Below are 25,102 nucleotides of genomic sequence, written 5' to 3'. Positions count from 1 at the left end.
AATCCCCTGCCGGTTTTCAAGACCGGTGCATTCGACCACTCTGCCATCTCTCCGACGGCGTGCATAATAGATAAGGCAGCCGTGTTTGTGAAGCTTTTTTTCAAAAAAACTGTTTAAGTGATTAAAAAACAATTAATTTGCTCAGCATTAGTACAACAATGTTTAGATTGTGCGCAACATTGAACTTTTCAATTATTTATCTTGTCTATTGATCCACAATAGTTTGCCCAAATATATAACTCTTGATAGGCTTAGTTCAGTTTAATAATTGGAACTAACGAACGTATAAGTTCATTTAAAGGAGCTCTAACAATGGCGTTTAATCAATCGTACAATACTGCAAGACCAGTAATGTCGACTATTGAAACCAATAAAGTTTTAAAGAATACCTATTTCTTACTGGCAATGACACTGGCATTTAGCGCAGTGACAGCAGGTATATCAATGGCAATGAATCTACCTTATTTTATGGGGTTAGTATTTAGTTTGATTGCATTCGGTGTACTTTTTGTTGTTAACAAAAAGGCCGACAGTGCATCTGGTGTTGCTTGGGTGTTTGTATTCACAGGTTTGATGGGCGCAGGACTCGGTCCAATGCTTAACTACTATGCTGCAATGCCAAATGGCCCTATGCTCATTATGCAAGCCTTAGGCTCTACTGCGTTAATCTTCTTTGGTTTGTCTGCTTATGCACTTACCACTAAAAAAGACTTCTCATTTATGGGTGGCTTTTTAACTGTGGGTTTAATCGTAGTGATTATTGCAAGCCTAGTTAACTTATTCATCGGCAGCTCAATCACCTTTATGGTTATCAATGCTGCAGTTGTGCTAATTATGTCTGGTTTAATCTTATTTGACACTAGCCGTATTATTAATGGCGGTGAGACCAACTACATCCGCGCAACTGTTGCTTTATACCTGAACGTATATAATTTATTTACGTCTCTTCTTCACCTACTTGGTGCAAGTGATGACTAATTAAATAGTTCTGCTAAAATAGCCCCTTTCTAGGGGCTTTTTTATTGGATGCGTTTTGGCACAATTTGTACTTTCTCTTCATACCGCGCCGACCGATCACGACACAACTCAACGGCTAATTAAATTTGCACAGGCCTGTCTTGACTCTGGTCACTCAATTGCAGCTATCTTTCTTTATCAAGCAGGTGTATACCACGCAAGTAACCATTTAGAACTTGCCAGTGACGAGCTGCCAATTAATCGTTTGTGGCAGTCGTTGAGTCAGCAAGAGGTCCCCCTACTGCTATGTGTCACTGCTGCTGAAAAACGAGGCTTAGATATCGATAACACAAGCGTGTTTACCGTCGCTGGGCTTGCAGAATTTGCGATGCTTGTCAGTGAAGCGGATAAATGGGTGCAATTTAAATGAAAAACATTTTAGTGATCAGCCAGCATGGCCCATTTGATGATCAACATATTCGTGAATCACTCGACACCACACTAATTTTTGCTGCTATTGAACAAAACATTAGTTGGCTACTCAGTGGTGAAGCTGTTTTAGCTTTGAAGAAAAACCAGCAGCCAGAGCAACTTGGCATTAAAAACTATTTTAAAACCATTAAAACGCTTGAATTATACGATGTTGAAAATATATATGTATGTGAAAAGTCGTTGATGGATTTTAACCTCACACAAGAAAGCTTAATTATTGATGTTAAAGTAGCTAACTTTGAGCAACAGCGTGAATTAATTAGCCAGCAACATCAGGTGGTGACACTATGAGTACCTTGCATATTTTTTCAAAACCTTTATCGCACTACTGCAATAATATGTTGGCCAATCTAATTTCTTCAGAAGATACAGTGCTACTTGTTAGTGATGCTTGTTATAACAACATGCAGTTTAAACAGTTCTCTTCAGCAATTCATTTACTTGAAGAAGATGCTGCAGCTCGTGATATTTCATTCAATCAAGGCGATATCGCAATAAACTATACACAGTTTGTAGAAATGACTTTAAACGCAAAAAACACGATTACTTGGTAAACCATGCTTGAATTTAATAACAAACAGATTGAAACAGACAAACAAGGCTATTTACTTGATTCAAATGATTGGTGTGAAGAGCTTGCACCCATTATTGCTGAGCAAGAGAACATTACCTTAAGTGAGCAGCACTGGGAAGTTGTGCATTTTGTGCGTGACTTTTATATAGAATACAACACCAGCCCTGCTATTCGTATGCTGGTCAAAGCAATGGCCCAAAAGCTAGGTGAGGAAAAAGGTAATAGCATGTACTTGTATAAACTATTCCCTAAAGGCCCCGCTAAGCAAGCGACTAAAATTGCAGGTTTACCTAAACCGGCTAGGTGCATTTAATGGTTAACAAAGCCAATAGCAAACCACGTCGCAGTAGCGGTCGTACTTATTCAAGACCTACTCAAAAACGCCAAGTTAAAAAGGCAATTAGTCCAGAGCAGCGCAAAGTGGTGCTATTGAACAAACCATTTGATGTGCTTTGCCAATTTACTGATGATCAAAACCGCAAAACGCTTGCCGATTTTATTACTATTAAAGACGTGTATGCAGCAGGACGCCTAGACAGAGATAGCGAAGGACTGTTGCTCCTTACCAACTGCGGTAAATTACAACACACACTTACTGAACCCAATAAAAAAACAGCTAAAACTTATTGGGTGCAAGTAGAAGGTGATGTGACTGATGAGGCTATCTTTGCACTTAACAAAGGTGTAGAGCTTAAAGATGGCATGACCAAGCCTGCTAAAGTTAGGCGTATTGACGAGCCGTCAATTTGGCCGCGTACCCCGCCCGTTCGCGAGCGTAAAAACATTCCAACCAGCTGGTTAGAAATCTCTATCACTGAGGGGCGTAATCGCCAAGTTCGCCGTATGACAGCCCATGTTGGCTTCCCTACTTTGCGATTAATTCGTTACAGCATTGGTAACTATACCCTTGATGGCTTAGACAGTGGTCAATTTAAAGTAGTGAACAACCCAGATGCATAAACCCAATGTCACAGTGGCCGCCATCGTCACATGCCAAGAAAAATTTTTACTTGTTAAAGAGCGCGATAAACACACAGGTGAGATTTGCTATAACCAGCCTGCCGGCCATTTGGAAGCCAATGAAACCTTAGCTGAAGCAGCTCATCGTGAACTTATTGAAGAAACAGGGATTAGTCTAAATGCTAGTCACCTTGTTGGTATCTATAATTTACACGCCACGAATGGCATTCACTATATGCGTTTTAGCTTTGCTTTTAATAGCCCAGAGCTGTTTAAACCATCTCCCAAAGATGATGACATTCTCAGCGCAGATTGGTTTAGCCTTGAGCAAATTAAAAGCCTGCCGCTTAGAAGCCCTCTGGTTTTAAAATGCATTGAAGATCATTTAGCTGGTAAAGCCTACCCACTTAGTTTGATTTACCAATAAGCGCTGTGATTTTGGCTGGTTTGGGCGTCTAAAAGCATGCTATAATATCGGCCTTTCCATAGCAGTTAAAAAAATGACAGCGAATATTATGAGCGAAAATAGTCACATTAAAGTCATCGTGGGTATGTCCGGCGGTGTTGATTCTTCTGTATCAGCGTATTTATTAAAGCAACAAGGCTATCAAGTTGAAGGCCTGTTCATGAAAAACTGGGAAGAAGACGATAATGATGAATATTGCGCTGCAGCTGAAGACCTAAAAGACGCACAAGCTGTGTGCGACAAGCTAGGTATTGAGCTTCACACTGTAAATTTTGCAGCCGAATACTGGGACAACGTGTTTGAGTACTTTTTAGCAGAGTACAAAGCAGGCCGTACGCCAAATCCAGACATCATGTGTAATAAAGAAATTAAATTCAAAGCATTTCTAGAATTTGCAGCACAAGCACTTGGGGCTGATTACATCGCGACTGGCCACTATGTTCGCCGCGAAAAACGTGGTGATAAATTTGTAATGTGTCGTGGCCTCGATGACAACAAAGATCAAAGCTATTTCTTATACACTTTAAGCCATGAGCATATTGCGCAAACACTTTTCCCTGTTGGCGATATTGCTAAGCCTGAAGTACGCCGCATTGCTGAAGAGCAAGATTTAATTACGCACGATAAAAAAGACAGTACTGGTATTTGTTTTATTGGTGAGCGTAAATTTAAAGACTTCTTACAAAAATTCTTACCAGCACAGCCAGGTAAAATTGAAGATACCGATGGCAACGAAGTGGGTGAGCACGAAGGCTTGATGTACCACACACTTGGTCAACGTAAAGGTCTATTAATTGGTGGCATGAAAGAAGGTTCGGGTGAACCTTGGTATGTAGTTGATAAAGACGTTGAGCGTAACGTATTAGTGGTTGGTCAAGGTAAAGACCACCCTCGCCTGTACAGCAATGGTTTAAATGCAAACCAGCTGCACTGGGTTGACCGCGAAGGTCCGAAAGGGACCACACGCTGCACTGTTAAAACCCGCTATCGCCAAGAAGATATCAGCTGTACTTTACTTGTTGGTGAAGATGGTATGGCGCGCGTACTATTTGATGAGCCACAAAAGGCAGTGACACCGGGCCAATCAGCTGTATTCTACGCTGACGAAGTCTGTTTAGGTGGCGGCATTATTGATTCGGTGATCAAATAATGACAGAGCACCAAGTCATGGCTTTAGCTGCCATGTGTCAAGTTGCTAAACAAGTACAAAAAGTTGCGCAATATGGCCAAGGCAGTGATCACGAATTAGAAAAATTACTAAACTGTATTGTTGAAACATCACCAAATAGCCCTGAAGACGTGTATCAGGGTAAGCATAATTTACGTGAAGGCTATCGCATTTTGATTGCACAGCTTTCGGCTGGCGCCGACAAAGACGTCGAAATCGTGAAGTATGTAGGTGGTTTAATGCAATTAGAACGTGCATTAAGTTCAAAACAAAACAGCTTAAATGAATTAGGTCGTCGCATTGATGATGTTAAACGTCGCCTCGACCATTTTGCTATCACAGATGATACTGTAGTAGCAGCGCTTGCTGATATTTACTCATCGGTGCTAAGCCCCCTTGGGCATCGTATTCAAGTGTATGGCAAGCCAGAGTTATTAAAACAGCAGCTCACGCAAAACAAAATTCGTGCCCTATTATTGGCCGGAATTCGTAGTGCCGTGTTATGGCGACAAATGGGCGGTAAACGCCGTCACTTTTTCTTTGCAAAAAGAAAAATCCTCGCCATTGCTAAACAATCAATTTAATTATCGTTCAAACTAGACAATTTAGGAGTCATTATGGAGCTTTCAGCGTTAACCGCTATCTCTCCGGTAGATGGTCGCTATGGCAGCAAGACCACGGAACTACGCAGCATTTTCAGCGAATTTGGTTTAATCAAATACCGTGTAACTGTTGAAGTTCGTTGGTTACAAGCTTTATCTGCAGCTAGCGCAATCAAAGAAGTACCGGCTTTTAGCGACGAGGCTAATGCTTTACTTAATGCCATTGTTGATAACTTTAGCGAAGCGGATGCAGCACGCGTTAAAGAGATCGAGCGCACAACTAATCATGACGTAAAAGCAGTTGAATACCTACTTAAAGAAAAAGTAGCTGATAACGCAGAGCTTAACGCAGTTAACGAATTCATTCACTTTGCATGTACTTCAGAAGACATCAATAACCTGTCTCACGGTTTAATGCTGACTGAAGCGCGTGACAAAGTATTACTTCCATACTGTGACCAACTTCTAAATGCATTAAAAGAAAAAGCAGTTGAGTACAAGTCAGTTGCGATGATGACACGTACCCACGGTCAACCAGCTACCCCTTCGACAATGGGTAAAGAGTTTGCAAACGTCTACATGCGCTTAAAGCGTCAACGTGACCAAATTGCTAGCGTAGAAATGTTAGGTAAAATCAACGGTGCTGTAGGTAACTACAACGCTCACCTGAGTGCATACCCAGATTACGATTGGCACAAACACGCTGAGCAGTTCGTAACGAGCCTAGGTTTAACATTCAACCCGTTCACAACACAAATCGAGCCACACGATTACATTGCTGAGTTATTCGATGCAGTTGCACGTTTCAACACTGTATTACTTGATTTTGACCGTGACGTTTGGGGCTACATTGCACTAAACCACTTTAAACAAAAAACAATCGCAGGTGAGATTGGTTCATCAACTATGCCTCACAAAGTAAACCCGATTGATTTCGAAAACTCTGAAGGTAACTTAGGTATTGCTAACGCTATCTTTACTCACCTTGCGCAAAAACTACCTGTTTCTCGCTGGCAACGTGACTTAACTGACTCAACAGTGTTACGTAACCTAGGTGTTGGTATGGGCTACACACTTATCGCTTACCAAGCGACATTAAAAGGTGTTAGCAAGCTTGAAGTAAACGAAGAGCGTTTATTAGCAGAACTAGACCAAAACTGGGAATTACTAGCAGAGCCAATCCAAACGGTTATGCGTAAATATGGTATCGAAAAGCCATATGAAAAACTTAAAGACCTTACTCGTGGTAAGCGCGTAAACCAAGAAATCATGGCTGATTTCATCGATGGTCTTGAGTTACCTGAAGAAGCAAAAGTAGAAATGAAAAAATTAACTCCGGCTAATTACATTGGTCGTGCTGTTGAGTTCATCGACAACTTAGCTTAAATTCAAATTAAGACTTAAAAAAGCGAAAGGCCTTCCTTTCGCTTTTTTTATATCAATTCGCTTAGGTCATGTTATGTATCAATTAACCATCAATTCATTAACCCAAGAGCAATTTTTAGCTGAGTATTGGCAGAAAAAACCATTACTTATAAAGCAAGGCTTCAAGGATTTTGCAGATCCGATCGAGCCCGAAGAATTGGCCGGTCTTGCCATGGAAGAAAGCATTGAATCACGTATTGTGACCAATCACTCAGATGATTGGCAAGCATACCATGGTCCTTTTGAAGACTTTAGCTTGCTAACTGAAAAGCACTCAACATTACTGGTGCAAGCAGTTGACCATTGGCATAGCGATGCAGCGCAACTATTGGAGCCATTTCGCTTTATTCCCAACTGGCGTATCGATGACTTGATGATCAGCTACTCTACCCCAGGTGGTGGCGTGGGCCCGCATTTAGATCAATACGACGTGTTTATTATTCAAGGTGAAGGTAAACGCCACTGGCGAGTTGGTTTACCTGATGCGAACTTAAAGCAATTTGCACAAAATAAGAGCCTGTTACAAGTTGAGCAATTTCCTGCCGTGATCGACTGTGTGTTAGAGCCGGGAGATATTCTCTATATTCCACCAGGTTGCCCACATGAAGGTTACGCAGTTGAAAATGCACTTAATTACTCTGTGGGTTTTAGAGCGCCAAATCAACGCGATTTATTATCACAATTTGCCGATCACCTTATCGATACTGAGCTTGGTAATCAACGATACGGTGATGCAGAGCTTAAGTTGCGCTCATCTAAAGGTGAGCTTAACCAAATTGAAGCAGAAAAAGTAAAACAACTTATGATTGCTGCAATTAATGATGACGCAGTATTCAAGACTTGGCTTGGTAACAGTATGAGTCAGCCAAAGCATGACATGGATTTAGCGCCTTTAGAAGAGCCATATACTTTAGATGACGTAAATGACTTACTCAATGATGAAGACGTTGTTTTTGAGCGTTTAGGTGGTACCCGCGCTATCTATCAAGTAATTGACGATAAAATACTTTTAAGTATTAATGGCGTTAATTACATGCATGATTTAACTGACCTTGAATTAATAACAAAGCTCACCGATCAGACATGGGTGACCGCTGCTGACATAAATAGTTCAAAAAATAATCACATTTTCTTGAAAACCTTTACTACACTTTTAAATGAGGGTATTTGGTTTTGTTAGGAGTGTGTGTTTATGGGCTATCAAATAGATGAAGTTGAATGGAGTATCGACAAGGAACTCTTACAACAAATCCGAGAGCGGGTATTTGTATATGAACTACATATCCCAAGACACATTGAGTTTGACCATCTAGATAAAATAGCACATCACGTGCTCGTTACAGATGAAGGTAAACGCCCAGTTGCTACTGGGCGTTTATGTAATGATGGCCTTATCGGCCGTATTGCAGTTTTACCAGAACACCGTAATCGTTCAGTTTATAAATCATTATTGAATTACTTAGTTAATTTGGCTGAAAAGCAAGGCTGTGATTGTGTCAGCATAAATTGCATATTGAATGAAGTAGATAGATTCAAACAAAATGGTTTTTCGGCTGATGGTTTAGTGTTTATGGAAGCTGGTATTCCAAGGCAACGAATGCTCTGCCCTATTAAGCATTTTGATACTCGGCCATTCACTTTGGTGCATTAAGGTACATGTAAAACAAAAAAGCTGAATAACATTATTCAGCTTTTTTGTTAGAAGGTATGTAGAGTTAGTTATGCTGGCTCATTTTGCCACATTTCTTCTTTTTCAAATAACTCATATAAGCCATGGGCACGGTTGATTAACAGATTAGCAAAATCAGCTTTGGTTTTATCTACCGCACCTGATTGCATTAGCTGATCAGCCTTCATTTGCCACTGCATTGAGAAATAACGTAATACTTCACGTGCATTGTTTGCTGCGCTTGCTTCAGCGTGATCGGTTGGTAAACGACCTGTGATCACCCAATAGCTCTTACCGTTTTGTGCTTTAAATTTCCAGATAGCTACTAATGGCGCAATAAAACGGCTTTCTTTTTCTACAACAGTTTGCGGAATAACGCCTTTTTCAGCTAAATGCTTTTGTGCATTTTCGAAACATTCTCTTTGCCAAATAACACTTTGTTTTTGCGCTTCAGCTTGTTCTTCTGGTGTTAATGGTCTTGCTTGTTTTTGTTCCATGGTGGTTACTCTTTTACAACATTTCTGACACTTTAAGGTTTAAAATGGCGCTGTGCAAGTGTTTACAGGCAATCAAAGAGCATTTAAATTTACTTGCGTACTATTCAATCAACCTAGAAAGAAGAGTTAGGCTCAGTTAAAAATTGCAGTTCTTCAGGAGTTGATTCGCGACCTAAAATCCTATTGCGATGTGGGTAGCGACCAAACCTATCAATAATCACTTTGTGCTTTAGTTCAAATTCATAATTACTCATGCCTTTAAACAATTGCTCAGCCTGCTGGTGAATGATTTTAGATTCACTGTGCATAAACGGCATGTAAATAAACGCAGCTTGAGAGCTAGGTAATTTTTTATCAAAGCCAAGTTCAATTGCTCTTTGCGCTAAGCTTAGTGCTTGTGGATCTTGGCTAAAAGCATGCGCCGTATTACGATAAATATTGCGTGAAAACTGATCTAACACGATAATTTCAGCTAAAGAGCCTATAGCATCAACTCGCCAGTCGGCATGCTCGCCAGCGATAACCTGCACAAGGCATTCTGAAAACTCACGTGTAATTAAGGCATCAACTTCATCTGATTGCTGATACCAAGCTTTTGGTCCTAATTCATTAAACCAGAAATCGATAATCCTTTGCTTATCCATAAACACTCCTTAATTACCCAGTACTTTTGCAGGATCGACTCGGGTTGCTTGCCACGCAGGATATAAGGTAGCCAAAATAGCGAGAACAAAGGTAACAATCACCGTTATAACAATATCTTGCCAAACTAGTTTACTGGGTAAAAACTCAATAAAATAAACCCCTTGTAACGGGTTATCGCCAAATAAGTTACTTGCCCAAGTGAACAGTTCACTGATGTTTAACGCAAGCATCACACCGATAATCGTGCCCAGAATTACCCCGATTAAAGCTTGTGTAAAACCTTGCATCACAAAGGTAGCTAAAATGGTGCTATCTTGTGCGCCCATGGTTTTTAAAATTGCGATATTTGCCTGTTTTTCACGTACTTCCATCACTAAAGACGAAACAATATTGAAACTTGCTACCGCAATTATTAAAAACACCACGATATACACAATTGTGCGAACCATTTGAATATCTTGATATAAGCTACCCTGGGTTCTAAACCAACTCGAGACATAGACATAATCAGGAATAACTTGCCCCACACGCATCGCCGTTTGATGGGCTGCGAACACATCAGCTACTTGTAGACGTAAACCGGTTACTTGGTTTTGCTCAAAACTCAACACACTTTGCGCTTTATCAAGGCGAATGAAAGCCGCCGTTTCATCAATTGGGCCACCCATTTTTATAATACCCGCAAGATTCAAGCTAACACGCTTTGGAGCCAATAAAGTGTTACTTTGCTGGTTTATCTGTGGGATTAATAAGGTAACTGGGTCGCCAATTTTAAGGCCCAATCGGTTAACAATTTGTTGGCCTAAAAGCACATCTTCTTGTTGTAGCTGGCTAACTAAGCGCCCTTCTGTAAATTGGTTTAACGCCGACACTTGGTTTTCAAATTCAGGGCTTACACCACGCACTTCAACTGCTTTTAACTCACTTTTATATTGTGCCATGCCGTTGACACTTATAAACGGCGCAGCACCTGTTACACCGGCTTGAGAGCGCAGTAGTGCAACTTTTGACTGCCAATTATTGATTGGTTTGTTAGGGGCAACATATTCAACCTGAGGTACAACCGATAAAAGCCGATGTACTAGCTGCTGCTCAAAACCATTAATAACTGATAAAGCAACAATTAGCACAGCGACACCTAAAAGTATGCCGATTGTCGATGCTTTAGCGATAAAACTAACAAAACCGTTTTGTCCGTCTTTTTGGCCACTATGGGCACGAAAGCGTTTTGAAATAAAGGCACTAAGCAACATGCTGAGACTCTTTAATTGCAAGCTTACCATCATCTAAATAGGCAATTTTGCCTAATTTATCTGCAAGTTCTAAATCATGGGTTACCACAACAAAACTGGTTTTTAAGCTAGTATTTAATTCTTTAATTAAATCGTAAATCTTAATTGCGTTTTGTTTATCTAGGTTACCCGTAGGTTCATCGGCAAGCACCAAAGCAGGCTCGGTTACTAATGCACGTGCTATTGCAACCCGCTGCCTCTCACCACCTGATAACGCCGAAGGTTTATGTTCACTACGATGAGATAACCCTACTTTATCTAGCATGTTACGGGCTTTTTCGGTTGCCGCTTTTGCGCTTAAGCCTTTAATTAATAATGGCATTGCAACATTTTCGATGGCAGTAAATTCCATTAATAGATGATGGAATTGATAAATGAAACCTAAATTTTCATTTCGGAAACTGGCTTGTTGTTTACGGTTTAATTTAGAAACTTGCTGGCCTTTAATTTCAACCTTGCCTGAGCTTTCGTTATCTAAGGTTCCCAATATATGTAGTAAAGTACTTTTTCCTGAGCCTGAGCTCCCTACAATGGCTAACATTTCGCCTTGTTTAAGAGCTAAATCAACCCCTTTTAATACCGCAACCTCGTTATCGCCATCTTGATAGACTTTATTAAGCTGCTGACAATTGATAACTAAATCACTCATAACGTAATACCTCTGCTGGATTCACTTTTGCAGCTTTTCTGGCAGGATACAAGGTAGCTAAAAAGCTCATCGCAATACTCCCTGCGGCAATAAAACTCAAACTCATCACATCAAATTTAACGGGTAAACTCACACCCGCTAATAAATTGATGCCTAACATATTCAATAATTCATTAATGTTGCTACTTAACAGCACACCAAGTAACGCACCAATACTAGTACCGATAAGGCCGTTATATAAGCCTTGGATCATAAACACATGCTGCACTTGTAACGGAGTTAAACCCAGTGTTTGTAAAATAGCGACTTCACTTTGCTTCTCGCTCACCATCATGGTTAATGCCGACACGATATTAAACACTGCCACGAGCACGATTAAGCCAAGTAACATCGACATAATACGCTTTTCCATTGCCACAGCCGCAAATAGTGTCCCTTGGCTAGCTCGCCAATCAGTCACTTTGTAATCGTTTAAAATAGCTAACTGAGATTGTAATACTTGCTCAACAGCAAATGGTTCATACAGCGATACACTCAAGTTGGGTGCTGCTGATTTTGCCAGCTTTAAGACCCGGCCTAGCGAATAGCCACTGGTAAATGCCAATGACATATCAATTTCTGACTGTGTTTCATAAAGTGCAGCAACGGTAAACAAGCGCTGACTAGGTACTCGACCAAGGGGAGTATATGAACTGGCATTAGGCATGATCACCCGTACTTTATCCCCAAGCGAAATACCCAATTTTCTGCTCAAATAGCGGCTAATCGCAATATGGTAGTTGCTGTCCATGACTTGTGACCAATTGCCGGCAACAATTTTATCTTTTACGTTATAGATGGAGCTTCCTTCATCATAAAGACCTTGTAACAATACGCCGTGCAAATCTTGGTTAGTTTGTAAAATGGCTTCGCCATGGCGGTATAGGTTAACTTGTTTAACATCTTGAGAATTTGCTAGTTGCTGCTTTAACTGCAGCATGGTTTCTTTCGAATTATCTTCGGCTGATACTTCAATATGAGGAATTAAACCTAGCATGTTGGTTTTAAGGTTATTTTCAAAGCCATTCATTACTGAACTAACTGTAAACAAGGCCATTAAACCAATAGCAATGCCCGCGATAGAGAAAAATGAAATAAATGAGATAAAGGCATTGCCCTTTGAGGAGCGACTATATCTCAGCCCTATAAAAAGGCTAACAGGTTGAAACATAATAAATTATGGGTATTCCAAGGGCTAAATATGCGCTCATGTTAGCATAGATTTAGCTAGCATGGGATGCGCGAAATTGTAAAAAATAATTATAAATCTGATACTTGAACAGTAGCAACCAAATGGTCAAGTAATGCTTTTACATTGGTTGCAATAAACTGCCTTGGTGGATACACCCCCCATACCCCTTCAGGTTCAGGTGCAACATTCGAAAGAACAGCAGTCAACCTGCCATCGGCTAAGTGTTCATTGACATAGTAATCTGGTAATTGCACGATGCCTAACCCTTTGATAGCAGCGTCAACCAATGCCCAACCACTGTTACAGGCTAAACGCCCAGCCACTTTGATGTGCTTATCTTGGCCCTGCTCTTTTACCCGCCAGTAACTGTTATTACCGATAAGGCAATTGTGCTGATGTAATTCACTGACACTGTGTGGTTGGCCGAATTTATTGATATATTCAGGGCTACAACAAATAACAAGCCTGCGCTGACTAATGCGCCGTGCTTTTAAAGATGAATCTTTTAAATGACCGAGCCGAATAGCGAGATCATACCCATCTTCTAATAGATTAACTTGCTCATTACTTAAATGGCTGATCACTTCAATATCTGGGTGCTTTTGCATAAACGAATGTACCGCAGGCATGATAAAACTTTCACCGTACATCACAGGAGCTGTTAGTTTTATACTGCCTTTAGGTGTCAATTGCTGCTCTGCAAGTAATGCCGTAGCATCATCCATGGCATGTTGTAATTGTTTTGTTTGATGCGCAAATACCTGCCCCTCTTGCGTTAGCACCACTTTGCGAGTGGTTCGGGTTAGCAATTGGGTGTTTAATCGCTCTTCTAATTGGCTCACATAGCGGCTTACATGAGCCACTGACATACCCAATAGCTTACTTGCTTTTGTAAAACTGCCTGTTTCTGCTACCGCTAAAAACTCATCAATTCCGTGCCAACGATTCATTATTACCATACTGTAAAAGTGTTTTAATAAAACGAAGATTATCATTCATTGAGAAACAAATAAAATAGACTAGGTTTAATACTTACTTCCAACAACTATAAGGGAACGTTATGACTGATTTTATCAAATCAAAAGCGGCTATCGCTTGGGGTCCAAATCAACCACTATCAATTGAAGAAGTGGATGTAATGATGCCTAAAAAAGGCGAAGTGCTTGTAAAGATTGTTGCTACAGGTGTTTGTCATACCGATGCATTTACTTTATCTGGTGAAGACCCTGAAGGTATTTTCCCAGCAATCCTTGGCCATGAAGGTGGCGGTATCGTTGAAGCCATCGGTGAAGGCGTAACACATGTTGAAGTAGGCGATCATGTTATTCCACTTTACACTGCTGAATGTGGCGAGTGTAAAATGTGTAAATCGGGCAAAACAAACTTATGCTCCGCGGTACGTGAAACGCAAGGTAAAGGGTTAATGCCTGACGGAACAACGCGTTTCTATAAAGATGGTCAACCAATTTATCACTACATGGGTTGCTCTACCTTCTCTGAGTACACTGTATTACCTGAAATTTCACTTGCTAAGGTAAGCAAAGAAGCGCCGCTTGAAGAAATTTGTTTACTTGGTTGTGGTGTAACAACCGGCATGGGTGCTGTTACTAAAACAGCAAAAGTTCAAAAAGGCGATACCGTCGCTATTTTTGGTCTAGGCGGTATCGGTTTATCGGCGATAATCGGTGCGAAAATGGCGGGCGCAAGCCGTATTATTGGTGTTGATATCAATACCAGTAAGTTTGATCTTGCGACTAAACTAGGTGCAACTGATTTAGTCAATCCAAATGACTTCGACAAACCAATCCAAGAAGTTATCGTTGAAATGACTGACGGCGGTGTTGATTTCTCATTTGAATGTATCGGTAATGTTAATGTAATGCGCTCTGCTCTTGAGTGTTGTCACAAAGGTTGGGGTGAATCAGTAATCATTGGTGTTGCAGGTGCAGGCCAAGAGATCTCAACACGTCCATTCCAACTAGTAACAGGTCGTGTATGGCGCGGTAGTGCATTTGGTGGCGTTAAAGGTCGCTCAGAACTACCTGAAATTGTTGAGCGTTATATGAACGGTGAGTTTGCTTTAAATGATTTCATCACACACACCATGAAACTTGAAGATATCAATGAAGCTTTCGACTTAATGCACGAAGGTAAGAGCATCCGCTCAGTTATTCATTATTAATCTTTTATTTGGCGCTAGGTTGATACCTAGCGCTTTTGTTTCAAGGATATGGTTATGCTAGAAAACATAAGCTCAACAAAAGTCAGCGGTGGCTGGCATAAACAATATACCCACCAAGCGAGCAGCACGCATTGTGCTATGCGCTTTGCGATTTTTTTACCGCCCGGTGCCAGCGAAACGAATAAAGTACCCGTCATGTATTGGTTGTCAGGCTTAACTTGTACTGATGAAAATTTTATGCAAAAAGCCGGAGCATTTAAAAAAGCGGCTGAACTAGGTATTGCGATTGTCGCTCCAGATACTAGCCCGCGCGGTGAAAATGTGCCTGACGATGACAATTACGATTTTGGTCAAGGTGCTGGTTTTTATGTCAATGCGACTCAAGCGCCTTACAATGTGCACTACAACATGTACGATTATGTTGTTTCTGAGTTACCTGCACTTATCGAAGCGCACTTCCCTGTGACGACCAAAAAAGCCATTGCTGGTCATTCTATGGGTGGTCACGGCGCATTGATGATTGCACTTAAAAACCCTAAACAATACGTCAGCGCCAGTGCTTTTAGCCCGATTGTGAACCCGATTAATTGCCCTTGGGGTGAAAAAGCGTTCAGTAATTACCTAGGTAGTGATAAAGCAAGTTGGCTTGCATACGACAGCTGTGAATTAATGAAAAATGCCGTCACTGATGATTATTTACCCATGCGTATTGATCAAGGTGAGGCCGATAACTTCTTAACTGAGCAACTCAAAACCGAGCACTTATTTGCTGTCGTGAACGAAAAAGATTACCCAGCCGAAATTAACATGCACGCGGGTTATGATCATAGTTACTTCTTTATCAGCAGCTTTATTGATGAACACCTAATGTTTCATCAAAAATATCTGTGATTAATATCTCATTTTTAGTGTGAGGGCTTAACTTCCTCACACTCTTTAATACTGCGTGTGATTTGCCTACAAACTAACTGTGGTTGTTGTTCTTCTGGTTTGAGTAAACCAATAACAGCGCTATCAATTTCAAAGCCTAATTTTGCGAATGAGAAACCCTTTGGATCTTTTACAAAATTTTTAGTTTGATTAGAATTCGTAGTTCCAATATTAGCTGATTGTGAGTTTTGTGCAGAGCCGTCAAGAAAGACTCCTGCTGCCGTACACCCCGTTAATTTGTAGCTAAGTAAGCAAATAACAAGTTTTGAAAAGTTAATCTTCATTAAAACTATCCATTAATGTAGGTCTTTTTTTCGGCTCAGCTTTAACCTCAACACATTCTTTTACTGCGCGACTAATTTGACGGCATTTAAGCTCAACATCTTTGTCTTTGCTACCACTCTCCAAGCCTTCAATAATCGCTTTGTCGATTTCATAACCTAGCATCGTCATGGTCATACCATAGTTCACTCGGTCATTATCTTTTTTATCTGCATAGGCACTGGCAGGCTGTGCTTGGCTAGCACGCCCACCAATACCATCAGCAACTAGGCCAATTACAGTACAGCCACTGAGCAAACTAACAGAAAGTAATAGATACAGAGATTTAAGCATTGGTCCTCCAATACACTTAAGCTTATTTTATAAGCATAATAACAAACGCGTAGTTTAACTGTAAAAAACTGTAGATTAATCACAAATATCGCGAATAAACTCTTTTAAAAACCCAACCAACTGCAATAGAAATATTAATAAGAAAGGTAAAGCGCCTAAAATTGCAACGCTACGATTTAACGGCTCATCTTGTAACATTAATAATGCAAAGCTGCATAGGAATAATGCTAAACACCATGCATAGAGGGTTACGCGGTTATTTTGCTCAGAGCTAACCAGTTCTCTTATGACTAATATTGCAGAGTCAGCGGATGTGGCAACAAATATCAACAGTAATAATAAGCTGGCCCAAATAAACACGGTTCCTTGCCAGTCTAGTTGATTAAAAAATACAAATAAGCCTTGGCTGTAATCTTGTTTTATTGCGACTAAAATGCCCGCTTGGTTAAGTCTATCCCATTCAATTGCTGCCCCCGAAAAGGTCGCAAACCAAATTATAGTGACTAAAGTTGGAATACACACAACCGCCAAAATAAATTGCCAAACCTTGCGCCCCTGACTAATTTTGGCTAGGAACACACCAACAAATGGCCCCCACGCTAACCACCAAAAGTAATAATTATATGTCCAATGAGTGGCCCAGTCAGGCGTTTTTAACTGGCTATCAAATTGCCAAGTGCCGGTTGCAAGCAACTGTAAATAGTAGCCAGTTCCATCAAATGCAATCTTTATAATAGGCTCAATTGGCACCACTATTAGCAACCAAACAAGCAGACTAAATGCTAGGAGTACGTTAAATATACTCAGTGACTGTACACCGCGACGTAATCCAAATTTAACCGACAGCGAATAAATAACGGCTAACAAACAAACGATTAATGAACCTACTAATAAAGTTGAAGTAACCCCCAACTCAATTTCTACGCCTTTACTTATCAATAAAGTTGAATTAGCTATGGTGCCGACGACCCCAAAAAAAATAGCGATTACCGCAATTAACTTAACAATAAACGACACAGTAAATTTTGCAGACTTATCAAAGCGATTACCAAGCGCCGTTAAAACAGGGGCACAAATATCTCCTGATTTACCACTGTATTGCGTTAATCCCCCAAGCACGAGCGCAAATACTGCATAAAGTGCCCAAGCATGGGCGCCCCAATTAACCAAGGTTAAAGCGAGGCTACTAGCTAGTCTATCTGGGTATAAGCTTTGTTTAAGTGGAGGGTCGAGAGAATGTAATGCAGGCTCTGCTACGCCCCAAAAAACCAAACCAGATCCCATTCCTGCTGCAAACAACATGGCAAACCAACCAAAGTTTGAATACTCAACAACAGCGTGTTCGCCACCTACTTTACGGCTACCGAGTGGGCTAATGGCTAAAATAATGATGGCAAACAATAAAAAATTCACCAATAAGAAAAAGCTACTACCAGTCCATTTTAAAATCATTTGTACAAACGGCTGAACTTGCTCAGTGATAACATCAGGCAAAATCACAGCAATCAGTGCACCAAACATACACAGTGCAAGCGCGGTTTTTTCAAGAGAGGAGATGGAATGTTTCAATGTGAAGCCTATTTTGTCAGCGTGTTTAGCATACTGTTAGCATGACTTAAATTCAAACAGCCAAAAGGCTGAAAAAATGACATAGCACTGCGTAAAAATCGGAAATTATAGCAAGGCATGCTTTTAAAAACCCGGCTACATGTCCCTAGTTTCATCATTTTATGCAATTTGTTGATCGGGTATTGAAATTGCAAAGCTATCATAATCTTTATAGCAAGGAACAAAGCATGGACTTTAATATTGATTGGTATGAAATTCTCGATAATTTAATTCACCTAGGCATTGCCTACTTACTTGCCCTTCCTATGGCATTTGACCGAGAAAAAACCAGTAATGGTGCAGGTCTTCGAACATTTCCATTAGTCGCTGTTGCATCTTGTGGTTATGCATTAGTGGGTATGTCTGTTTTAACAAGTTCAGAGGCAGAATCAAAAGTACTCGAAGGGATCATCACGGGTATTGGTTTTATTGGCGGTGGTGCCATTTTGAAGAATAAGAATTCAACGTATGGAACAGCCACAGCAGCCAGTATTTGGAACATGGGACTCATCGGCATTGCTGTGGCATTTAGTCGCTACGAAATCGCTTTTTTAATGGCGTTGATTAATTTCGTAACGCTAAGGTATGTTAAGCGCTTAAAGTAAACGATTAGCTAGCGTCATATTTTGAGTTAACGATGGCATAGCCAGTTTGTTTCACTTTAATCTCAGCAGGATTTGCAGATTTAACTAATAAACCGCAACGTCTGCTTCGCTCATCAATAACGTAGTTAACTGATTCACTCGCTTCAAGGTCAATGACTTGATCAGCACAGCGGATCTGTAATTTAGAAACATCGCTCGCGCCTTCAATTTTGATTGAACCGCGAGATAAAGATAAATATGACAGCTTATCTTTTGAAACATTAATTTGTGAATTAATCTGCGGTGTGCGCGCCAATAGGTCATCAATTTGCTTGATGGTGGCAAGTTTGTTTTCTTCTGAAAACTGTTTACCCTCGATATTATCTAACGCATAAATAGCATTGTAAGCAAGATTAAAATCTCCCTTGAAGCTGTACCATTGTAGCGCACTTTTAGCGACTAAATATTGTATATCCGTTGGCAACTTAGCTCGCAGTAAATAGGCTACAGACAACTGCTCATCAAAGCCAAACCATTGTTGTTGATGATAATAATATTGGCTTTTCAACCAAGCAAACAATGCCTGCTCAGAGGTGTTTTTAGTATGGTCTTTGTATAACTCAGCCAATGCTTGCTCAGCTTTATTAAACTCTTTTGCTTGTAGCATTTTATTGATTTCATCGTATTCATTAATGAAACCACGGCTCGCTTTATCATTTGAGTAACCATTAAAATACTTACCTACTTCAAATGAAAATAGGTAACCCCCTTCTACGGTTTTACCTTCTTTTGTAGCGGGTGCAAACTCTAAGTTGGTTAAGTATTTCTCTGCGTTTTCTTCGCTGCCGCGAGTATCAGATGCCATGATCACTTCAATATCTTTTGCCTTACCATGTGTATCAACCACATAAGACATTAATGCCCAACCTTCAAGGCGAGAGCCGTTATAACTACCGGGATAACGTTTATTTGAATTTTTAACAATGTAAGCTGATGTGGCGGCCTGTAAATCAACACCTAAGTCGTTGACATCTCGTGCTAAAGCCTGTGTTGGTAATGCGATAAGTGAACAAAGTGCTGCGAGTTTAGTGAATTTAATCATGACAATGGCTCCAATTCCCTTTGATAGGAACATTTATAGCACTAAAAAAGGCGCTTTAAAAGCGCCTTGCTGTCAAGAATGTGCTTAAACATGTCTTGAACTTAAAACATATCCTGATAAGGATTTGGTTTAGATAATAAAACTTTTTTATCAAAACCTGGGATTGTCATTGAATCTTCACTAATCTCAATGTCATTTTCATCAATTAAGCCATCACCAAAACGATAAATTAGCTCATATTGACCTAAATCTGCCTGTTGCTGATAGTCAGTTTGTGCTTGGACTACCAGAGTATGACGGTCTTGATATTGCGCCATAACCTCATCACCATGACGCTTTGCAAGCATCTTTAATGTAATTGCTGGTGATAACACAGTCGCCGTTGCGTTATTACCACCAAAGCCTTTTGAGTTGATGAATGCAATGTCCATTGCATCACATTGATAGTGTTCAGTACGAATATCTAAATGTTGGCTGTACACATCATCTGCCACTTTATCAATTGTGGTTATACCCGGCATAATATTGTGACTAAACACACCTAATGCCATAGCTAATTGGTCACCACTGGCAGGAGCTATAGTATGGCCAACATACGCTTTAGGTGCAGCAACCTTCCAATTATCAATTGCAAAAGTCTCTGCCACTTTATGATAGATCAGTGATTCTGTTACGCGGTTTTGTGGTGTACTTGAGCCGTGAGCTAAAATGAAACTACGCTTTTGTACTGCTTCTTGGCCAACAATACTGCTTGCTAGTGCAACAGATTTGGCCATCGTAATGTAGTTACCAGGGCCCGGTGCTGTAATTGATTTTTTAATGCCATCGGCATTTACAAACACATCTGCAACACTGCCTAACACATCTGCACCTAACTCTAATGCCAATGCATCATCCATTAATATAGCAACTTGTGCGCCTTCACCAATTGTAAAACCACAGTTTTCACCAAATGGACGGCTGGTACGGCGATGATCAACCACATCTGTATTATCAAGGCGCTTTAGGCCCTCTTCATTAGCAAGTGCGCTCATATTACCAAAACCTTCAACGATTTCGGGTGTAATAGCACACTCAACAGACGCCACTATAGCTACACGCGTACGTCCTGCTTGAATATCGTTTACTGCAGCACGTAGGTTATATAAAAACGTTGCACAAGCACCTGATGTAGTAAAGGTTGTTCCCACATTGCCTGTTACATAAGCATTGATAAAGTCAGTCGACATGGTGTTTAAGCCAAGTGCAAGCTGTTTTGTACTCACACGGTCGCCCTGCTGACGCGCACGAATAAGTCCACCAAATCCTTCATCATCAACTTGACCAGCCACAGAAGCTGAGTAAGTGCCAATTTGATCAGGCTCAACGCTATTCATTACCTGCTGCCACGCCAGACCTGTCGAACGAATTGCATCGGTTGCGGCAAAGATAGTCGCTTGCAAGCCTCTTGGTTGATAACGGCTGTTATACATAGCCGAAGGTTCAAAACCTGTTGGTAATTGACCGGCCGCTTTAATTGGATTATCGCGCGTACTGTCATGTTTAATAGCAAGATCAGCACTAATTGTAACTTTCACTTTTTTATCAGTTAATTCTTCAACCTGCCAAGCACTTGGTACCGGCGTTGGTAAATCACGGCGGCGCGTTTCAAAAACAATCTGCTGTTCATCAGACGCTGTTAACGTCATTTTTTGCTGCCATGGCGTTGCATCAACATCGAAGTGATTTTTTTCAATTTTACGAATAAGTGTACCAGCTAAAATTTGTTCACCGAACTTAGCTTCGATGTCTGATTCGGCAATGGTATTGCCGTCAGCATCTTTTAGTAAACCTTCAGTAAGGGTGACTAAGTTCATTAATGTCGCTAAGCCTAAGAATGTCTCCTGACGGGCTTTAGCGTCCAAGCTGTCTAACACGATACGACGATAACCTTGATGAAAAGAAGTGCGGCCAGCGGCATTAATACCACCCATACCGACAATAACGGGTAATGCTGTCATAAAAAACCTTGAGAAAACGTGTTATGAGAATTAAGCCAAGTTTAAATGGATTAATTAACACGCTTTATGCTTAAATAGCCAAATAACCTGCATAACAGGCCAAAAATAACTGGTCGGAGCAATTAGAGTGACGAAACTTCAACAAGTAAAAGCTATTGAAATTAGTATTTTGGTTTATCCCCATTTATTAATAACCAGTTTAACCCTGCCTATCGAAATGCTCAGAGCTGGCGAGGCCTTTGCTAAAAGCCATCGTCAGCAAAACGAATTTAAACCCTTAAACATCAATTTAGTTGCAAGTAGTCTAAAAGCGATCCCCAATCGTACTGGGCTTTCGATTATGCCCGATTGTGAAACCGTCACAGCGCCTGTAAGTGACTTAATTATCGTTCCCGGGATTTGGCGAAACCCGCGTCCAGTAGTAAGCAAACAAAAGAGTTTGGTGAACTGGCTTGGTGATTCTTGGCAGCAAGGCAGCCATATCATTGGTGTTGGCACAGGTAATTGTTTAGTTGCCGAAGCGGGATTACTAGATGGCCACCCTGCTACCACTCACTGGCACTACGCAGAACAATTTAAACGTGACTACCCTAAAGTACAGCTTAAGCCTGACTTTTTCATCACACAATCTGAGCGCATGTACACCGTTGCGAGTTTAAATGCCCTTGCCGATGTTATTGTGCATATTATTAGTCAATATTACGGCCGAGCAGCGGCGCAACATGTTGAGCGTAATTTCTCCCATGAAATTCGTAAACCCTACGAAGATCAGCGCTACCTTGAAGGTGCCGTTGATAAACACCCAGATGAGCTCATTGCACAAATTCAATTTTGGCTGAAAAACAATTTAACCTCAGAATTAACCCTGCAAGAAATTGCAGCGCAATTTAGTTTAAGCTACCGCACCTTTACGCGCCGATTTCGTCAAGCCACCAGCCAAACTCCTGTTGAGTATTGGCAACAGCTTAGAGTACAAACTGCAAAAGAGTTATTAGCGTCTTCAAATTTATCTATTCAAGAAGTTGCCCTGGAAGTAGGTTATAACGACCAAGGTCACTTAACACGAGTTTTTAAGAAAGTGCTTTCGCAAACACCCAGTGAATATCGCACAGTTGTTAGACGAAAACTATTTGGCTAAAACTAAAGTATCTAAATATATTTCAGGCTAAGTCAGATTAATCATATTTAAGTTGCTGAATTCAAGATTATTACTATCCTTTGACTTGTTGTATTAGTAATTGAGTAAATTTGATAAATGTATCAGCCAAATTATGATGAGTTAGTACAAAGTTGGAATAAAACGCTCGCTGTTTTAGCCCTGATTGCTGAAGTGCCCGTCGCATTAGTAATGAAAATAGAAAACAATATTATTAGTGTGTTTTCAAAAAACGATAACCAAGCAAATCCTTATGAAATTGGTGACAGCGAAGAGTTAGAAAATTCAGGCCTCTATTGCGAGCATGTCGTAAAAACGCAGAACTTACTGAATATTCCAAACGCACTTATTGATGATGATTGGAAAGAAAACCCTGATATCAAGTTGAATATGATTTCATATTTGGGTTTACCAATCTGTGCTGGAGATACTACCCCATTTGGTACTATTTGTATCCTTGATAGTAAACCCCATGAATATAATGAGCCAATAATAAAGCTACTCGAAACCATTAAACAAAGCTTCGAGACGCAACTAAAATTATTACATCAGCAAAAACAAGCGTTTGAGCAGCAACAGTTTACTGAGCTCGAGACCTTAATTCGAGGCATTGCTCATGAGATTAATACTCCTTTAGGTAACTGTATTACAACCGTTGATGTAACCAAACTTGCCTTAAATGACACTAAATCCCTACTAGTAAAAAAACAATTAAGCCAACAAGCACTACAAAACACATTAGATACATTAGAGAACACTAATGAACTGCTAGATAGAAATTTAACCGCATGTGCACATAAAATACGAATTTTACAAGATTTGCTGTATACCAAATCACAATCTAGTAAAACTATCATTACCTTAGCTCAGCTTTCAGAATCACTTCAAGAACACTTTAAAGAGCAAATAAAATATCGTGCAATTAAATTAGACATTAATTATCAAAACCCACATAGCCAATTTGAAGTTGAAATAGAGCTACTCAAGCAAGTACTCATTATTTTGCTACAAAACTCAATGGAGCATGCGTTCAACAATATTGCAGACCCTGCTATAGAAATTAATATTTTTAATTTTGATGAGGTGTTAAAAATTCACTATAAAGATAACGGCAACGGTATCAGCAGCACTGAACTAAGCTCAATTTTCACCCCTTTTTTTAAAGGTAGCAGCAATCAATCAGGTTTAGGGCTAGGCCTGAGTATTGCGAAGAAAATAGTTAGCCAACAACTGCAAGGCGATATTTGTGTACAAGAAAGTGATGCAGGCGCCCATTTTTTAATTAGTTTGCCTAAGTAAGTTGATAAGTTTAAATGTCTTTCGTAAATAAAATCTTACTAGTTTGTAGGCTGCCTCTGTCTTCATAACCTACAATTGAATAGCCATTTTTGATAAGCAGACTCAGCATTGCAGGAAAACGGTTCATCGACTTAACCTTTATAGTTAGGTAATTGTTGGCTTTAACCCATGCTTCTTGCGCGTTTAATAAAGCCTGTGCAATGCCCTGCCCTCTACATTTTGGTGCAACCGCACCAAGCCAGCTATAGAAAGTGTTTGAATCTAACGCATAACCCAGTTTGTAGGCCACAGGCTCATTATCGATATAAGCAACTAAAGCTAGGTGGTCAACATCTGCACACTGTGCTTGTAATTTACTGAGGGTATTTCGGCCATCAAACTCTGGTATTTGACTATCTATAAACAACAAATCTTCTAATCTAGCTGGCTTTATTACGTAAAGAGGCTCCATGAATAACTCTAATCTGATATCTAATGTCACTTTTCTTTTCGATAATACAACTTTGAGTAGCGTTTTACACGGGCATGCACACCACGACCTAGGCTCTTAAATTTAGCTTCAAGAACATCTACGCCATATAAAATCCCCACCACTAGCACTGATAGCTTTATCGCAGCGAGTAAGTTGTCAGTGGCAATGACAACACCAATTGATGCTAATACCCAAATCGTTGCAGCGGATGTTACACCAACAACCGCACCATCTTTTGCAAGCATCACCCCGGCACCCAAAAAGCCGATACCAGTAATGATCTGGCCAACGACACGTGAATGATCAATATCTTCACCATGTAACATAAACGCTGTTGATAGAAACAAATAAGTACCCAACACAATGAGCGCTGAAGTACGAATGCCCACAGGTTTGCCGCGTAATTGACGCTCCATACCAATAATTGCGCCGCAAAATGCGGCGCTACCTATTGCTGACCAAGAATAAGGAGCTATATCAAATAAACTACTTAGTGTCACTGCACTTCCAAATCAAACTAACAATCA

The 25,102-nt window shown here is 40.3% G+C and carries 30 protein-coding genes; 17 read left to right on the top strand and 13 right to left on the bottom strand.

Annotated elements, in window-relative coordinates; translation table 11 throughout:
• The first annotated feature begins 312 nt into the window (after nt 1-312).
• From CWB80_RS05065 to CWB80_RS05010, 12 genes are all read left to right on the top strand, one after another.
• A complete protein-coding gene (locus CWB80_RS05065; RefSeq protein WP_062564480.1) occupies nt 313-978 on the top strand; it encodes a Bax inhibitor-1/YccA family protein in 666 nt (221 codons plus the stop codon).
• 55 nt (nt 979-1,033) lie between these two features.
• Entirely contained in the window at nt 1,034-1,387 is a 354-nt protein-coding gene (gene tusD / locus CWB80_RS05060) for a sulfurtransferase complex subunit TusD (RefSeq protein WP_138600638.1), read from the top strand.
• Nucleotides 1,384-1,740, top strand: coding sequence for a sulfurtransferase complex subunit TusC (gene tusC, locus CWB80_RS05055; RefSeq protein ID WP_138600636.1), 357 nt, complete (start codon nt 1,384-1,386; stop codon nt 1,738-1,740). Before tusD ends, tusC begins: the two co-directional genes overlap by 4 nt.
• Nucleotides 1,737-2,003, top strand: coding sequence for a DsrH/TusB family sulfur metabolism protein (locus CWB80_RS05050; RefSeq protein WP_138600634.1), 267 nt, complete (start codon nt 1,737-1,739; stop codon nt 2,001-2,003). The genes tusC and CWB80_RS05050 overlap by 4 nt, the downstream gene beginning before the upstream one ends.
• Nucleotides 2,004-2,006: 3 nt before the next feature.
• Nucleotides 2,007-2,336, top strand: a complete 330-nt coding sequence (locus tag CWB80_RS05045; protein WP_138600632.1) for a TusE/DsrC/DsvC family sulfur relay protein — start codon at nt 2,007-2,009, stop codon at nt 2,334-2,336.
• Nucleotides 2,336-2,983: an rRNA large subunit pseudouridine synthase E gene (locus tag CWB80_RS05040; protein ID WP_138600630.1), complete on the top strand. Its 648-nt coding sequence runs from the start codon at nt 2,336-2,338 to the stop codon at nt 2,981-2,983. The genes CWB80_RS05045 and CWB80_RS05040 overlap by 1 nt, the downstream gene beginning before the upstream one ends.
• Nucleotides 2,976-3,410: an NUDIX hydrolase gene (locus tag CWB80_RS05035; protein ID WP_138600628.1), complete on the top strand. Its 435-nt coding sequence runs from the start codon at nt 2,976-2,978 to the stop codon at nt 3,408-3,410. The genes CWB80_RS05040 and CWB80_RS05035 overlap by 8 nt, the downstream gene beginning before the upstream one ends.
• Nucleotides 3,411-3,498: 88 nt before the next feature.
• The gene (gene mnmA, locus CWB80_RS05030) at nt 3,499-4,599 is read left to right on the top strand and encodes a tRNA 2-thiouridine(34) synthase MnmA (protein WP_119852693.1); all 1,101 of its coding nucleotides are present in this window, start codon (nt 3,499-3,501) and stop codon (nt 4,597-4,599) included.
• Entirely contained in the window at nt 4,599-5,201 is a 603-nt protein-coding gene (gene hflD / locus CWB80_RS05025) for a high frequency lysogenization protein HflD (protein ID WP_054561602.1), read from the top strand. Before mnmA ends, hflD begins: the two co-directional genes overlap by 1 nt.
• A 33-nt stretch (nt 5,202-5,234) precedes the next feature.
• Complete coding sequence (purB, locus tag CWB80_RS05020) at nt 5,235-6,605, top strand: adenylosuccinate lyase (protein ID WP_138600626.1); 1,371 nt, start codon at nt 5,235-5,237, stop codon at nt 6,603-6,605.
• Nucleotides 6,606-6,678: 73 nt separating this feature from the next.
• Nucleotides 6,679-7,824 (top strand): cupin domain-containing protein, encoded by a 1,146-nt coding sequence (locus tag CWB80_RS05015; protein ID WP_138600624.1) that lies wholly within the window; start codon nt 6,679-6,681, stop codon nt 7,822-7,824.
• A gap of 12 nt (nt 7,825-7,836) precedes the next feature.
• On the top strand, nt 7,837-8,295 hold the full coding sequence (locus tag CWB80_RS05010; RefSeq protein ID WP_054551410.1) for a GNAT family N-acetyltransferase: 459 nt from the start codon (nt 7,837-7,839) through the stop codon (nt 8,293-8,295).
• Between the two features lie 68 nt (nt 8,296-8,363).
• Here the strand turns inward: CWB80_RS05010 and CWB80_RS05005 are convergent, their stop codons facing one another.
• The 6 genes from CWB80_RS05005 to CWB80_RS04980 all read right to left on the bottom strand — a co-directional run bounded on the left by CWB80_RS05005 (nt 8,364) and on the right by CWB80_RS04980 (nt 13,577).
• Nucleotides 8,364-8,810, bottom strand: coding sequence for a DUF4826 family protein (locus CWB80_RS05005; RefSeq protein WP_054551411.1), 447 nt, complete (start codon nt 8,808-8,810; stop codon nt 8,364-8,366).
• A 113-nt stretch (nt 8,811-8,923) separates the two neighbouring features.
• On the bottom strand, nt 8,924-9,454 hold the full coding sequence (locus CWB80_RS05000) for a DUF924 family protein (protein ID WP_138600622.1): 531 nt from the start codon (nt 9,452-9,454) through the stop codon (nt 8,924-8,926).
• A 9-nt stretch (nt 9,455-9,463) separates the two neighbouring features.
• The gene (locus tag CWB80_RS04995) at nt 9,464-10,708 is read right to left on the bottom strand and encodes a lipoprotein-releasing ABC transporter permease subunit (protein WP_138600620.1); all 1,245 of its coding nucleotides are present in this window, start codon (nt 10,706-10,708) and stop codon (nt 9,464-9,466) included.
• Nucleotides 10,698-11,396, bottom strand: a complete 699-nt coding sequence (gene lolD, locus CWB80_RS04990) for a lipoprotein-releasing ABC transporter ATP-binding protein LolD (protein ID WP_138600618.1) — start codon at nt 11,394-11,396, stop codon at nt 10,698-10,700. Before lolD ends, CWB80_RS04995 begins: the two co-directional genes overlap by 11 nt.
• Nucleotides 11,389-12,606 (bottom strand): lipoprotein-releasing ABC transporter permease subunit, encoded by a 1,218-nt coding sequence (locus CWB80_RS04985; RefSeq protein WP_138600616.1) that lies wholly within the window; start codon nt 12,604-12,606, stop codon nt 11,389-11,391. Before CWB80_RS04985 ends, lolD begins: the two co-directional genes overlap by 8 nt.
• 89 nt (nt 12,607-12,695) lie before the next feature.
• Nucleotides 12,696-13,577: a LysR family transcriptional regulator gene (locus tag CWB80_RS04980; RefSeq protein WP_082389169.1), complete on the bottom strand. Its 882-nt coding sequence runs from the start codon at nt 13,575-13,577 to the stop codon at nt 12,696-12,698.
• Nucleotides 13,578-13,687: 110 nt separating this feature from the next.
• Between CWB80_RS04980 and CWB80_RS04975 the strand changes: the two genes are divergently transcribed.
• Nucleotides 13,688-14,809, top strand: coding sequence for an S-(hydroxymethyl)glutathione dehydrogenase/class III alcohol dehydrogenase (locus CWB80_RS04975; RefSeq protein WP_054551417.1), 1,122 nt, complete (start codon nt 13,688-13,690; stop codon nt 14,807-14,809).
• A gap of 54 nt (nt 14,810-14,863) precedes the next feature.
• The gene (fghA, locus tag CWB80_RS04970; protein ID WP_138600614.1) at nt 14,864-15,700 is read left to right on the top strand and encodes an S-formylglutathione hydrolase; all 837 of its coding nucleotides are present in this window, start codon (nt 14,864-14,866) and stop codon (nt 15,698-15,700) included.
• A 14-nt stretch (nt 15,701-15,714) separates the two neighbouring features.
• Here fghA and CWB80_RS04965 read toward each other — a convergent pair whose 3' ends face one another.
• From CWB80_RS04965 to CWB80_RS04955, 3 genes are all read right to left on the bottom strand, one after another.
• Entirely contained in the window at nt 15,715-16,023 is a 309-nt protein-coding gene (locus tag CWB80_RS04965) for a hypothetical protein (RefSeq protein WP_138600612.1), read from the bottom strand.
• Nucleotides 16,013-16,354: a hypothetical protein gene (locus CWB80_RS04960; protein ID WP_138600610.1), complete on the bottom strand. Its 342-nt coding sequence runs from the start codon at nt 16,352-16,354 to the stop codon at nt 16,013-16,015. Before CWB80_RS04960 ends, CWB80_RS04965 begins: the two co-directional genes overlap by 11 nt.
• A gap of 75 nt (nt 16,355-16,429) precedes the next feature.
• Nucleotides 16,430-17,923 (bottom strand): BCCT family transporter, encoded by a 1,494-nt coding sequence (locus CWB80_RS04955; RefSeq protein WP_249362519.1) that lies wholly within the window; start codon nt 17,921-17,923, stop codon nt 16,430-16,432.
• A gap of 227 nt (nt 17,924-18,150) precedes the next feature.
• On the opposite strand from CWB80_RS04955, the gene CWB80_RS04950 reads away from it, so the two are divergent.
• Nucleotides 18,151-18,567, top strand: a complete 417-nt coding sequence (locus CWB80_RS04950; RefSeq protein WP_054561617.1) for an MgtC/SapB family protein — start codon at nt 18,151-18,153, stop codon at nt 18,565-18,567.
• A gap of 4 nt (nt 18,568-18,571) precedes the next feature.
• Here CWB80_RS04950 and CWB80_RS04945 read toward each other — a convergent pair whose 3' ends face one another.
• On the bottom strand, nt 18,572-19,648 hold the full coding sequence (locus CWB80_RS04945) for an energy transducer TonB (protein WP_171041488.1): 1,077 nt from the start codon (nt 19,646-19,648) through the stop codon (nt 18,572-18,574).
• A gap of 101 nt (nt 19,649-19,749) precedes the next feature.
• A complete protein-coding gene (locus CWB80_RS04940) occupies nt 19,750-21,648 on the bottom strand; it encodes a beta-ketoacyl synthase (RefSeq protein WP_138600606.1) in 1,899 nt (632 codons plus the stop codon).
• Between the two features lie 127 nt (nt 21,649-21,775).
• On the opposite strand from CWB80_RS04940, the gene CWB80_RS04935 reads away from it, so the two are divergent.
• Complete coding sequence (locus CWB80_RS04935) at nt 21,776-22,786, top strand: GlxA family transcriptional regulator (protein ID WP_138600604.1); 1,011 nt, start codon at nt 21,776-21,778, stop codon at nt 22,784-22,786.
• A 117-nt stretch (nt 22,787-22,903) separates the two neighbouring features.
• On the top strand, nt 22,904-24,103 hold the full coding sequence (locus CWB80_RS04930) for a GAF domain-containing sensor histidine kinase (protein WP_138600602.1): 1,200 nt from the start codon (nt 22,904-22,906) through the stop codon (nt 24,101-24,103).
• Between the two features lie 10 nt (nt 24,104-24,113).
• On the opposite strand, the gene CWB80_RS04925 is transcribed toward CWB80_RS04930, so the two are convergent.
• Complete coding sequence (locus CWB80_RS04925) at nt 24,114-24,584, bottom strand: GNAT family N-acetyltransferase (protein WP_249362517.1); 471 nt, start codon at nt 24,582-24,584, stop codon at nt 24,114-24,116.
• On the bottom strand, nt 24,581-25,075 hold the full coding sequence (locus CWB80_RS04920) for an MgtC/SapB family protein (protein WP_054551426.1): 495 nt from the start codon (nt 25,073-25,075) through the stop codon (nt 24,581-24,583). Before CWB80_RS04920 ends, CWB80_RS04925 begins: the two co-directional genes overlap by 4 nt.
• Between the last annotated feature and the right edge of the window lie 27 nt (nt 25,076-25,102).

The sequence above is a fragment of the Pseudoalteromonas sp. S1650 genome (assembly GCF_005887195.1).
GTDB classification, from domain to species: domain Bacteria; phylum Pseudomonadota; class Gammaproteobacteria; order Enterobacterales; family Alteromonadaceae; genus Pseudoalteromonas; species Pseudoalteromonas simplex.
The sequence above is the reverse complement of the archived record's forward strand: the minus strand, read 5'-3'. Positions and strand labels throughout refer to the sequence as shown.

Bases quoted from the DNA above. Each gene is read 5' to 3' on its own strand.
- hflD (WP_054561602.1), top strand. From the start codon at position 4,599: ATGACAGAGCACCAAGTCATGGCTTTAGCTGCCATGTGTCAAGTTGCT.
- CWB80_RS05000 (WP_138600622.1), bottom strand. From the start codon at position 9,454: ATGGATAAGCAAAGGATTATCGATTTCTGGTTTAATGAATTAGGACCA.
- CWB80_RS05035 (WP_138600628.1), top strand. From the start codon at position 2,976: ATGCATAAACCCAATGTCACAGTGGCCGCCATCGTCACATGCCAAGAA.
- CWB80_RS05045 (WP_138600632.1), top strand. From the start codon at position 2,007: ATGCTTGAATTTAATAACAAACAGATTGAAACAGACAAACAAGGCTAT.
- CWB80_RS05065 (WP_062564480.1), top strand. From the start codon at position 313: ATGGCGTTTAATCAATCGTACAATACTGCAAGACCAGTAATGTCGACT.
- CWB80_RS04975 (WP_054551417.1), top strand. From the start codon at position 13,688: ATGACTGATTTTATCAAATCAAAAGCGGCTATCGCTTGGGGTCCAAAT.
- CWB80_RS04980 (WP_082389169.1), bottom strand. From the start codon at position 13,577: ATGAATCGTTGGCACGGAATTGATGAGTTTTTAGCGGTAGCAGAAACA.
- purB (WP_138600626.1), top strand. From the start codon at position 5,235: ATGGAGCTTTCAGCGTTAACCGCTATCTCTCCGGTAGATGGTCGCTAT.
- fghA (WP_138600614.1), top strand. From the start codon at position 14,864: ATGCTAGAAAACATAAGCTCAACAAAAGTCAGCGGTGGCTGGCATAAA.
- CWB80_RS04985 (WP_138600616.1), bottom strand. From the start codon at position 12,606: ATGTTTCAACCTGTTAGCCTTTTTATAGGGCTGAGATATAGTCGCTCC.
- lolD (WP_138600618.1), bottom strand. From the start codon at position 11,396: ATGAGTGATTTAGTTATCAATTGTCAGCAGCTTAATAAAGTCTATCAA.
- CWB80_RS04945 (WP_171041488.1), bottom strand. From the start codon at position 19,648: ATGATTAAATTCACTAAACTCGCAGCACTTTGTTCACTTATCGCATTA.
- CWB80_RS04940 (WP_138600606.1), bottom strand. From the start codon at position 21,648: ATGACAGCATTACCCGTTATTGTCGGTATGGGTGGTATTAATGCCGCT.
- CWB80_RS04960 (WP_138600610.1), bottom strand. From the start codon at position 16,354: ATGCTTAAATCTCTGTATCTATTACTTTCTGTTAGTTTGCTCAGTGGC.
- CWB80_RS04965 (WP_138600612.1), bottom strand. From the start codon at position 16,023: ATGAAGATTAACTTTTCAAAACTTGTTATTTGCTTACTTAGCTACAAA.
- tusC (WP_138600636.1), top strand. From the start codon at position 1,384: ATGAAAAACATTTTAGTGATCAGCCAGCATGGCCCATTTGATGATCAA.
- CWB80_RS04995 (WP_138600620.1), bottom strand. From the start codon at position 10,708: ATGTTGCTTAGTGCCTTTATTTCAAAACGCTTTCGTGCCCATAGTGGC.
- CWB80_RS04930 (WP_138600602.1), top strand. From the start codon at position 22,904: ATGTATCAGCCAAATTATGATGAGTTAGTACAAAGTTGGAATAAAACG.
- CWB80_RS05015 (WP_138600624.1), top strand. From the start codon at position 6,679: ATGTATCAATTAACCATCAATTCATTAACCCAAGAGCAATTTTTAGCT.
- CWB80_RS05005 (WP_054551411.1), bottom strand. From the start codon at position 8,810: ATGGAACAAAAACAAGCAAGACCATTAACACCAGAAGAACAAGCTGAA.
- CWB80_RS04950 (WP_054561617.1), top strand. From the start codon at position 18,151: ATGGACTTTAATATTGATTGGTATGAAATTCTCGATAATTTAATTCAC.
- CWB80_RS05010 (WP_054551410.1), top strand. From the start codon at position 7,837: ATGGGCTATCAAATAGATGAAGTTGAATGGAGTATCGACAAGGAACTC.
- CWB80_RS05050 (WP_138600634.1), top strand. From the start codon at position 1,737: ATGAGTACCTTGCATATTTTTTCAAAACCTTTATCGCACTACTGCAAT.
- CWB80_RS05040 (WP_138600630.1), top strand. From the start codon at position 2,336: ATGGTTAACAAAGCCAATAGCAAACCACGTCGCAGTAGCGGTCGTACT.
- mnmA (WP_119852693.1), top strand. From the start codon at position 3,499: ATGAGCGAAAATAGTCACATTAAAGTCATCGTGGGTATGTCCGGCGGT.